Genomic DNA, 10,119 nt, shown 5'->3' with positions numbered 1-10,119 from the left:
ACTCGCGAGTTCCGGCTTCAATCACGCGAGTTGCGGGTTCAATCACGCGAGTTTCGGGTTCAATCACGCGGGTTGCGGGTTCGATCACGCGGGTTGCGGGTTAGAGGGCCGGCTTGCCCCACTGGCCGGTGAACGCGAACTCCTCCAGCGGCAGCCGGGCGCGGTCCGCCTTCTCGCGCTCGATCCGCCAGTCCTCCTCCAGGACTTCCGGGGCGGCCGGTTTCCCGACGGCGATCGCGACCTTCGGGACGGCGTCCTCCGGGAGCGAGAACGCCGCCCGGGCCGCGTCCGGCGAGAACCCCGCCATCTGGTGCGCGATCAACCCCAGCTCGACCGCCTGCAGCACGAGGTTCTCCGACGCCAGCCCGAGCCCGTACTCCGCGTAGGGGACTTCGCCCTTCTCGTTCGTCGTCACCATCACGCCGATCAGCAGCAGGCTCGCGCGGTGCGCCCAGGCCCGGTTGCCCGAATTGAGCGTGGCGAGGATGTCGTCGAACGCCGGCGTGCCGCGGACGCCCACCAGGTAGCGGGCCGGCTGGGTGTTGCCGAACGACGGCGCCCAGCGGGCCGCTTCGAGCAGGGCGCGCACCTGCTCCGGGGTGACCGCGGCGGACTCGTCGTAGGCCCGCGGGCTCCACCGTTCCGCCATCAGGGTCGCGATCGGGACGCTCGTCACAGCTGGTTTCCGCACGATCCCGACGATACCCAGGAGTGCGCTGCATCACTCGGGAGGAAGGGCTCCGCGCATTTCGTTGGTGTTGCGGAAGATTTACTTTCCCGACACCCACCGGAGGGGTCCGCCCCACGTCAAGAGGGTGGCGACCGGCCGAAGCCCCGGTAGGCTCCAGTTCAAATCATGGGACGCGGGGGCTCTCCGGTGCCCACCAGGGAGCCGCCCGGCCCGCGAGGAGGTTCGGGCGTGGCCCTCGTGGTCCAGAAGTACGGCGGATCGTCGCTGGAAAGTGCCGACCGGATCAAGCGCGTGGCGGAACGGATCGTCGCGACGAAGAAGGCGGGCAACGACGTCGTCGTCGTCTGCTCGGCGATGGGTGACACCACCGACGAGCTGCTCGACCTGGCGCAGCAGGTCAACCCGGCGCCGCCGGAGCGGGAAATGGACATGCTGCTCACCGCCGGTGAGCGCATTTCGAACTCGCTGGTCGCGATGGCGATCGCGGCCCAGGGCGCCGAGGCCTGGTCGTTCACCGGTTCGCAGGCCGGCGTCGTGACGACGTCGGTGCACGGCAACGCGCGCATCATCGACGTCACGCCGAGCCGGGTCACCGAGGCGCTCGACCAGGGCTACATCGCGCTGGTGGCGGGCTTCCAGGGCGTCGCGCAGGACACCAAGGACATCACCACGCTGGGCCGCGGCGGCTCGGACACCACCGCCGTCGCGCTGGCCGCCGCCCTGAACGCCGACGTCTGCGAGATCTACTCCGATGTGGACGGTGTGTACACGGCCGACCCGCGGGTGGTGCCGGACGCGCGCAAGCTCGACACCGTCACGTACGAAGAGATGCTCGAGCTCGCCGCCAGCGGTTCGAAGATCCTGCACCTGCGTTCGGTCGAGTACGCGCGCCGCTACGGCGTTCCGATCCGAGTCCGTTCTTCCTACAGCGACAAGCCGGGCACGACGGTGACCGGTTCTATCGAGGAGATCCCCGTGGAACAAGCCCTGATCACCGGTGTGGCGCACGACCGCTCCGAAGCCAAGATCACGGTCACCGGGGTGCCGGACCACACCGGTGCCGCGGCCCGGATCTTCCGCGTGATCGCCGACGCCGAGATCGACATCGACATGGTGCTGCAGAACGTGTCCAGCACCGTCTCCGGCCGCACCGACATCACGTTCACGCTGTCGAAGGCCAACGGCGCCAAGGCCGTCAAGGAACTGGAGAAGGTCAAGGCGGAGATCGGCTTCGAATCGGTCCTCTACGACGACCACGTCGGCAAGGTGTCGCTCGTCGGCGCCGGGATGCGCTCGCACCCGGGTGTCACGGCGACGTTCTGCGAAGCGCTGGCCGAGGCCGGCGTCAACATCGAAATCATCAACACCTCGGAGATCCGCATCTCGGTGCTGATCCGGGACGCGCAGCTCGACGACGCCGTGCGCGCGATCCACGAGGCGTTCGAACTCGGCGGCGACGAAGAAGCCGTCGTCTACGCGGGGAGTGGTCGCTGATGGCGGACGGGCTGCGGGTCGGGGTGGTCGGCGCGACCGGCCAGGTCGGTGCGGTGATGCGCAAGCTGCTGGCGGAGCGGGAGTTCCCGATCGCCGAGCTGCGCTACTTCGCTTCGGCGCGCTCGGCGGGGTCGAAGCTGCCCTGGCGCGACACCGAAATCACGATCGAGGACGCTTCGACGGCCGATCCGTCCGGGTTGGACATCGCGCTGTTCTCGGCGGGCGGCGCGACGTCGAAGGCGCAGGCCCCGCGGTTCGCGGCGGCGGGTGTCACGGTGATCGACAACTCTTCGGCGTTCCGGATGGACCCGGACGTGCCGCTGGTCGTCAGCGAGGTCAACCCGGAAGCCGTCAAGGAGGCGCGCAAGGGGATCATCGCGAACCCCAACTGCACCACGATGGCCGCGATGCCGGTGCTCAAGCCGCTGCACGACGAAGCCGGGCTGGTCCGGCTGGTCGCGTCGACCTACCAGGCGGTGTCCGGCAGCGGGCTGGCCGGTGTCGACGAGCTGGCGAACCAGGTCAAGGCGGCCGCGGAGCACGCTTCGCTGCTGACCCACGACGGCGCGGCGATCGAGTTCCCCAAGCCGGAGAAGTACGTCCGCCCGATCGCCTTCAACGTCCTCCCGATGGCCGGGTCCATTGTGGACGACGGCGAGCTGGAGACGGACGAGGAGAAGAAGTTCCGCAACGAGAGCCGCAAGATCCTGAGCATCCCGGGCCTGGGCGTCTCGTGCACCTGCGTCCGCGTGCCGGTGTTCTCGGGCCACTCGATCTCGGTGAACGCGGAGTTCGAGCGGCCGCTGACGGTCGAGCGCGCGACGGAGCTGCTGACCCACGCGCCGGGTGTCGAGCTCTCGGAGGTCCCGACCCCGCTGCAGGCCGCGGGCAACGACCCGAGCTACGTCGGCCGGATCCGCGTGGACCAGGGCGTCGAAGGTGGGCGTGGGCTCGCGCTGTTCATCTCGAACGACAACCTGCGGAAGGGTGCGGCGCTCAACGCCGTGCAGATCGCGGAGCTGGTGGCGCAGCAGCTCTAGGCGAGACGCTTCGAAGGCCCCTCACCGAAACCGGTGAGGGGCCTTCGCGTGTGTTCACGGCCGGGTCGCGCCGTAGCAGGCCAGGTACCGCGTCGTCAGGAACTCGCGTTCCGGGCGGCCGGTGTAGGCCCAGACCCGGGCGTCCGCGTGCACGCCGAGCACCTTGAACTGCTCGACGGCCTCGTCACAGCGGCCGTTCACCACCAGCGCCTTGGCCGCGTACGCGCGGTCGCGGAGGTTCGCCGGGTGGTCCCGGCCTTCGCCGTCCAGCCACGGCAGGAGGACGTCCAGCGCGAGCTTCGTCCGATCGCTCTTCCAGGCCTGGACGCCCTTGTCCTCCGCTTCGTGCGCGGCGACGAGGGCCAGGCCCGCGAGCTTCGGGGACTTCTCGACGGCTTCGTCGGCGAACGCGAACATCCGCTCGTGCGAACCGGACCACTTGGCGCACCAGTACTGCACCGCTTGCTGGTGTCCCGGCCGGTGGAGCGGGTCGCGGGCCGTCAGCTCCGCCCACACCTCGCGGAAGGCGTCGTTGTCGTACTGGCGTCCCATCGCGACGGTGAGCATCGTGGACCACGGCGTCGGGTCGTCCGGCGCCGCTCCGGCCGCCGCGCGGGTCGCTGCTTCGGCGTCTTCGAGCACCCGGAAGAACGCCGCCCACTGGTCGCGGGAGACGTTGCCGGCCGTGGCTCCGGTACGGATCTGCCAGGCCAGCGCGACCAGGCCCTCGGCGTCGACGGCGGCGGCGTCCGCGCTGCCGGAAGCCCGCCACGCCTTCAGTGGCCCGTCGTCGTCCGCGGCGGCGCTGCCGAGCTGCTGGACCGCGAACGCCCGGCGGTCCCAGTCGGTGCCGAGGTCCGCCAGCAGCGCGGCACCCGGCTGCCAGTCACCGGCGCGGTAGGCCGTGACGGCCTCGGCGACGCGGGCGTCGGCGACGAACTCGGCCGCCGTCACCTCCTTGTCCGGCGGGAGACCCCACAGCGCGACGTCGGGCATCTCGACCTTCGGCAGGTCGTCCTCGGGGACGTACTGCGCGAGCTCCTCCGGGGAGAGCGTCTTCGCGTAGTCCTCGACGCTCATCCCGCGGGCCTTCGCGGCCCTGGTCAGCGCGAAGGCGGCCTTGCGCCGCTTCGAGTTGAACAACCACAGCACGTTTTCTCCTCAAGAAGGGACGGACAGCGCGCCGGCGGCCGCCAGCAGGCGGCGCAGCGGCGCCGTGTCGTGGTCGGCCGCCGCGGCATCGAGGGCCGCGGCCAGCTCGCTGCCGTGCGGCTCGGCGACGACCAGTTCGGGCGGGCCCGACCAGGACACCTTCCAGTGGGCCACCTCGGCTTCCGCGAGGTACGCCTCGACCACAATGGACAGCCGCGCGCGCACCGAGGGGGCGGTGAGCTCGCGCCGGGCCCGGGGACCGGCCGACACCGGCAGCACGAGCTCCGGGTCGGCCAGCTCGGCGGCGCGGCCGGCGTCGATGAGGTCGAGGCCCTGCGCCAGGGTCCGGCCGGGACCCAGGATCTCGCCGGCCGCGCGGGTGACGGAGTGCCGGACGCCGAGGTCCACCAGCCGGTCCCAGCCGATGCGGCGCTTGGCTTTCGCCTGGTCCGAAAAGTCGGCGACCAGCGCGGTCTCCAGCGTCGTGGCCGCGTCACGGAGGAGTTCGCTCGCCGGGTGCCCGCCGTCCGGCCGCCCCGGGACCTCCGGAAGCGCCTCGATCGCCGCGATCCGCTCGGCCGTCGGCGGATGCGTGTCGTAGCGGGAACTCTTCTCCGCCGACGGGTTCCGCCGGACGCGGTCGAACTCTTCGGCGCGTGCTTCGTCGGCGAGCAGCGACCGGAAGCCACCGGCCAGCCGGTCGGGCAGGTAACCGGCGTCCCAGCCGATCGGGACGTAGCGGTCGAAGTAGAAGTCCCAGGCGGCGTCGAGGACTTCGACCTCGCGCAGCGCGCCGGTCATCGCCGCGGTGCCGGCGACGCGGGCCGCGGCGGCGTCGGCGGCGAGCTCCTGACGGCGGCAGACCGCGGCCGAGACCGCGAAGTAGAGCTTCGCGTAGAGCACGAACAGCTTGCGGATCAGGCCTTCGAACCAGCCGTCGCCGCCGAGCCCGGTCAGCGCGCGCTCGATCGACCGGCGGCCGCGGTAGGTCAGCCCGGCCAGCCGGGTGTCGTGGTTGCTGTAGTGCCCGAGTTCGTGCCCGAGCAGCGCGCACAGCTGGTCGTGCCGCAGCCCGGCGAACAGCTGCGCGCCGATGAACATCTCGCGCCGCCGCACGCGCAGGCCGAGCCACCCGGTCCGCTCCCGGACCCCGGCGTTGACCTCGCCGACCAGCGTGATCGTGTCCGGCGGCCGGGTGCCGACCGCGGCGGCCAGCTCTTCGACGAGCGCCCACAGCGCCGGCTCGTCCGCCCGCGTCACCGGCACGCCGCCCCCGGTGCCGCCGCGGGTCCGCTCGATCGCGAACAGGGCCTTGAGCAGGGCGTACGACACCGGCACCGCGACGATGCCGAGCTTGATCGCCAGGATGCCCGAGTGCCGGAAGAAGTAGTACTCGGCCACGGCGAAGCCGCCGACGACCAGGAACACGAGAGCCGGGAACCCGGCCAGCAGGGCGACGGCGACGAGCGCGCGCCACGACGTCTTCACGATGGATCGATCCTCCCCAGGCCGCCCCTCCCCGGACGGTCGGCTCATTGTGCACGAAGGACTCCACCGGCGGATTTCTTTTTGCTCACGAAGAAATCGCGTTGGTGTTTTCGCGGTGGCCGGGACATCCTGGGGCCCGTAAGCACTTCAAGGGGAGGAAACATGTACACCGCTGTCGAAGGGTCCCGCGTCCCGATCCGGATGTGGGCGGATCCCGCGTCGGTCGAAGACCAGGCCATGCGGCAGCTGCACAACGTCGCGAACCTGCCGTGGGTGCACGGGGTCGCCGTGATGCCCGACGTCCACTACGGCAAGGGCGCCACCGTCGGCAGCGTCATCGCCATGCGCGACGCCGTCTCGCCGGCCGCCGTCGGCGTCGACATCGGGTGCGGGATGAGTGCCGTCCGGACGTCGCTCACGGCGAGCGACCTGCCCGATGACCTCGGGAAGCTGCGCCGCCGGATCGAAAGTGCCGTGCCCGTCGGCTTCGGGCTGCACAAGACGCCCGTGAACCCGGCGAAGGTGCACGGTGTCGGTGGCTGGGACGCGTTCTGGAAGCGGTTCGGCGAGCTGCACACCGGCGTCCAGGAACTGCACGACCGGGCCGCGCGGCAGATCGGGAGCCTCGGCGGCGGGAACCACTTCATCGAGGTCTGCCTCGAGCAGGGCGGTGCCGACGAGGGCCGGGTCTGGCTGATGCTGCACTCGGGTTCGCGCAACATCGGCAAGGAGCTGGCGGAGCGGCACATGGCCGTCGCGCGGAAGCTGCCGCACAACGCCGACCTGCCCGACCCCGACCTCGCGGTGTTCGTCGCCGGCACGCCGGAGATGCAGGCCTACCGGCGCGACCTGTTCTGGGCGCAGGACTACGCGGCGCGCAACCGCGCCACGATGGTCGCGCTGGTGAAGCTGGCGCTCGCGGACGTCGTGCCGGGCACGACCTTCGACGACGCGATTTCGTGCCACCACAACTACGTCGCCGAGGAGACCTACGACGGTGTCGAGCTGCTCGTCACCCGGAAGGGCGCGATCCGCGCCGGATCGGGTGACCTCGGGATCATCCCGGGCAGCATGGGGACCGGTTCGTACATCGTCCGCGGGCTGGGCAACGACTCGTCGTTCCAGTCGGCTTCGCACGGCGCGGGCCGCCGGATGTCGCGGAACAAGGCGAAGAAGCTGTTCACCGCCGACGACCTCGCGGCCCAGACGGCCGGCGTCGAGTGCCGCAAGGACTCCGGCGTGGTCGACGAGATCCCGGCGGCGTACAAGGACATCGAAACGGTGATTCGCGCGCAGACGGACCTGGTCGAGGTCGTGGCGCACCTCAAGCAGGTGGTCTGCGTCAAGGGCTGACGGTACCTTTGGCGCCATGACGAGGGGTGGAACGACGGCCGCGTTGCTGGCCGCGAGCGCACTGCTGCTGGGCGGGTGCGCCGAGGTCGGCAACGCGGTCGACCAGGGGAGCCGGACGGCGGACAAGGTCGCGGCGTGCACCGAGGCGCTCGGGCTCGCCGACCTGAACCCCCTGGTCGACCCGGCCAAGCTCAAGGCGCGCGCCGAGGACAAGGAGAAGCGGCTGCGCGAGCTCGCGGGCGACGTCCAGGACCAGGACGTCAAGAACGCGCTGCTCGGCATGGCCGACTCGTACGTCGAGGTGCAGAAGGAGCGCATCGAGGACGCCGGCGTGGTCGCCAAGTGGGTGCAGCGCAACGTCAAGAAGCTCGACGCGCTCCGCGCCGCCTGCGGCTAGCGGCACCCCGGCTCGTAGGGCCGGGAGCTCCGGCGCCGGGCGCTCAGGCTCACTCGGGGCTCGCCGTGGCCGCTGCCAGTGCCGGTTCCGGGGCGGGGGCCGGGGTGCGGCGGCGCAGCAGGCCGCCCGAAGCGATCACCAGGCCGCCGAGCCCGGCCGCCACGAAACCCCACTCCGGGCTCGAGTGGTCGATCGCGAAGCCGACCACCGGGCCGCCCACCGCGAGGCCGAGCCGGGTGAACGCGTCCTGCAGGCCCATCGCCTCGCCGCGCACCTGCGCCGGGGCGACGCGGGAGACCGTCTCGGTCGTGGCCGCCAGCGTCGGCGCGCACAGCAGGTTGGTCGGGATCAGCGCCAGCATCAGCAGCCACCACGGGTGGTCCGCCAGGCCGACCGGCACCACCAGCAGTGCGAGCAGCAGCATCAGCACGCCCTGCGAAAGCGACCGCTTCACCACGCCGTGCACGATGCCGCCGGTGATCGACGCCGTGCACATCACCGCGATGACCAGCCCGGTCGTGCCGAGCTCGCCGTTCGCGCGCAGGGCCGCGAGCGTCGCCAGTTCGGTGCCGACGAGCACGAACAGCGCACCGGCCGCGATCAGCAGCGTCCCCACCAGCCGGCCGGTGAGCCAGCTCCGCAGCGGCGGCCGCGGGCCGAGCTCCTCCGCCTGGCCGGCGCCCTCGCGGATCGGCGGGTTGACCAGCCAGATCAGGAACGCCGTGCCGCCGAACAGCACGCCGAGCGCGGTGAGCGTCCACGTCGGGGAAAACGTCGTGATGGCCGCGATACCGGCCGCCGGGCCGATCATGAACGTCGCTTCGATCGAGATTGTGTCGAGCGAGTAGGCCGCGCGGCGCTCCTCGAGCGGCACGAGCGTGGCCAGGACCTGCCGGGCCAGTGAGCCGGCCGGCACCGAGAGCATCCCGGCCATGACCGCGACCACGGCGAGCGCCTCGAACGGCAGGTGCGGCGCGGCGATCCAGAACACCGTCGTGCCGATCCCGCACACCGCGACGACCGGGCGCAGCCCGTACCGGTCGAAGCAGCGGCCGAGCAGCGGCGCGCCGAGGGCCATCCCCAGGGTGACGCAGCCGCCGACCAGCCCGGCGGCGCCGTAGCCGCGGCCGAGCCCGGTGACGATGTACAGCGTCATCAGCACGCCGTTCATGGTCATCGGGAGGCGCGCCAGGAACATCAAAGCCATCGTCGAGGGGACGCGGGGGACGGAGAGCACCCGGCGGTAGGGCTGCAGAGGCACGTCCTCGATGAGAACCCAAGGTGGTACGCGCGTGCAACATATTTCCGGCACCGTGCCCCCTGGCGCCGGAAAATTATGAGAGCTACTCTCACTTGGTAGTCACTATCAATTGGGGGTCGCTATGACTCAAGTGCATCCACGCAGGTGGTGGGCGCTCGGTGCGCTCGCGGTGAGCCTGCTGACCATCGGCCTCGACCTGACCGTGCTCAACGTCGCCGTGCCGACGCTGGCCGTCGACCTCGGCGCCACGACCACGCAGCTGCAGTGGTTCGGCAACGCCTACACGCTGGCGCTGGCCGCGCTGCTGCTGCCCGCCGGCCTGCTCGGCGACCGGTTCGGGCCGAAGAAACTGCTGCTCGGCGCGCTCACCGTGTTCGGGCTGGCTTCGCTGTGGTGCGCCTACGCGGGTTCGCCGGGCGAGCTGATCGCCGCCCGCGTCGGGCTCGGCGTCGGCGCCGCGTTCCTCATCCCGCTCTCGCTCTCCCTGCTGAACATCCTGTTCCCTCCGGAGGAGCGGGCGAAGGCGCTGACGACGTGGGTGATGGCGATGTTCGCCGGCATCCCGCTCGGGCCGCTGCTCGGCGGCTGGCTGCTCGACCACTTCGCGTGGGGCTCGGTGTTCCTCATCAACGTCCCGCTGACCGCGGTCGGCGTCGTCGCGGTGCTGTTCCTCGTGCCGCTCACGCCGGGCTCCGGCGGGGGCCGGATCGACTTCGCGGGCATCGCGCTCTCGACGGCCGGGCTGGTCGCGCTCACCTACGGCTTCGTCCACGCCGGCGAGCACGGCTGGGCGGACCCGGTGACGTACGGCCTGATCGCGCTGGGCGCCGCGCTGGTGGCGGTGTTCTGCCGGGTGCAGACGCGGGTGGCCGCGCCCCTCACCGACCTCGCGTTGTTCCGTGAGCCGCGGTTCGTCTGGGGCGCGGTGCTGGCCACGGTGGCGTCCTTCGCGCTGATGGGCCTGCTGTTCGTGCTGCCGCAGCTGTTCCAGGCGGTGCAGGGGGCCGACGCGCTGCAGACCGGCGTGCGGCTGCTGCCGCTGATCGGCGGGATGCTGGTGGCGGCGAAGATCGCCGAGCGGCTGGTCGCCGTCCTGGGGGTGCGCACGGTCGTCGCGGGCGGGTTCGTGCTGCTCGCGGCCGGGCTGGCCTGGGGTTCGACGACGACGCCGTCGGGTGGCTACGGTGCCACCGCGGGCTGGGAGCTCGTGATCGGGCTGGGCACCGGCGCCACGCTGCCGCCG

9 protein-coding genes are annotated in these 10,119 nt (G+C 71.4%); 5 read left to right on the top strand and 4 right to left on the bottom strand.

Translation table 11 applies throughout. From position 1 onward, the window contains the following. Positions 1-100: 100 nt before the first annotated feature. Positions 101-691: a nitroreductase family protein gene (locus CCN39_RS36395; protein WP_244211156.1), complete on the bottom strand. Its 591-nt coding sequence runs from the start codon at positions 689-691 to the stop codon at positions 101-103. Positions 692-919: 228 nt separating this feature from the next. On the opposite strand from CCN39_RS36395, the gene CCN39_RS36390 reads away from it, so the two are divergent. Both CCN39_RS36390 and CCN39_RS36385 read left to right on the top strand, forming a co-directional pair. Continuing rightward, a complete protein-coding gene (locus CCN39_RS36390) occupies positions 920-2,185 on the top strand; it encodes an aspartate kinase (protein WP_086849838.1) in 1,266 nt (421 codons plus the stop codon). Continuing rightward, positions 2,185-3,225 carry an aspartate-semialdehyde dehydrogenase gene (locus tag CCN39_RS36385; RefSeq protein ID WP_086849836.1) on the top strand — a complete coding sequence of 347 codons (1,041 nt, stop codon included), beginning with the start codon at positions 2,185-2,187 and terminating at the stop codon, positions 3,223-3,225. Before CCN39_RS36390 ends, CCN39_RS36385 begins: the two co-directional genes overlap by 1 nt. Before the next feature lie 54 nt (positions 3,226-3,279). Here CCN39_RS36385 and CCN39_RS36380 read toward each other — a convergent pair whose 3' ends face one another. Together CCN39_RS36380 and CCN39_RS36375 are read right to left on the bottom strand one after the other, a co-directional pair. Continuing rightward, positions 3,280-4,377: a DUF4034 domain-containing protein gene (locus tag CCN39_RS36380; RefSeq protein ID WP_086849834.1), complete on the bottom strand. Its 1,098-nt coding sequence runs from the start codon at positions 4,375-4,377 to the stop codon at positions 3,280-3,282. Positions 4,378-4,386: 9 nt separating this feature from the next. Next, positions 4,387-5,865, bottom strand: coding sequence for a M48 family metallopeptidase (locus tag CCN39_RS36375; protein ID WP_086849833.1), 1,479 nt, complete (start codon positions 5,863-5,865; stop codon positions 4,387-4,389). A gap of 162 nt (positions 5,866-6,027) precedes the next feature. On the opposite strand from CCN39_RS36375, the gene CCN39_RS36370 reads away from it, so the two are divergent. Both CCN39_RS36370 and CCN39_RS36365 read left to right on the top strand, forming a co-directional pair. Next, positions 6,028-7,218 carry an RtcB family protein gene (locus CCN39_RS36370; protein ID WP_086849831.1) on the top strand — a complete coding sequence of 397 codons (1,191 nt, stop codon included), beginning with the start codon at positions 6,028-6,030 and terminating at the stop codon, positions 7,216-7,218. Positions 7,219-7,234: 16 nt separating this feature from the next. Then, complete coding sequence (locus CCN39_RS36365) at positions 7,235-7,615, top strand: DUF8711 family protein (RefSeq protein ID WP_208630541.1); 381 nt, start codon at positions 7,235-7,237, stop codon at positions 7,613-7,615. 49 nt (positions 7,616-7,664) lie between these two features. Here the strand turns inward: CCN39_RS36365 and CCN39_RS36360 are convergent, their stop codons facing one another. Beyond that, entirely contained in the window at positions 7,665-8,813 is a 1,149-nt protein-coding gene (locus CCN39_RS36360; RefSeq protein WP_086849827.1) for an MFS transporter, read from the bottom strand. 193 nt (positions 8,814-9,006) lie between these two features. On the opposite strand from CCN39_RS36360, the gene CCN39_RS36355 reads away from it, so the two are divergent. Next, on the top strand, positions 9,007-10,119 hold a 1,113-nt coding region (locus CCN39_RS36355; RefSeq protein ID WP_244211155.1), incomplete at its 3' end, for an MFS transporter.

The sequence above is a fragment of the Amycolatopsis kentuckyensis genome, assembly GCF_002155975.1.
GTDB lineage: Bacteria > Actinomycetota > Actinomycetes > Mycobacteriales > Pseudonocardiaceae > Amycolatopsis > Amycolatopsis kentuckyensis.
The sequence above is the reverse complement of the archived record's forward strand: the minus strand, read 5'-3'. Positions and strand labels throughout refer to the sequence as shown.

What these genes read in the sequence shown, in the direction of transcription:
- CCN39_RS36385 (WP_086849836.1), top strand. Translation starts at nt 2,185, where the DNA reads ATGGCGGACGGGCTGCGGGTCGGGGTGGTCGGCGCGACCGGCCAGGTC.
- CCN39_RS36370 (WP_086849831.1), top strand. Translation starts at nt 6,028, where the DNA reads ATGTACACCGCTGTCGAAGGGTCCCGCGTCCCGATCCGGATGTGGGCG.
- CCN39_RS36365 (WP_208630541.1), top strand. Translation starts at nt 7,235, where the DNA reads ATGACGAGGGGTGGAACGACGGCCGCGTTGCTGGCCGCGAGCGCACTG.
- CCN39_RS36360 (WP_086849827.1), bottom strand. Translation starts at nt 8,813, where the DNA reads ATGTTCCTGGCGCGCCTCCCGATGACCATGAACGGCGTGCTGATGACG.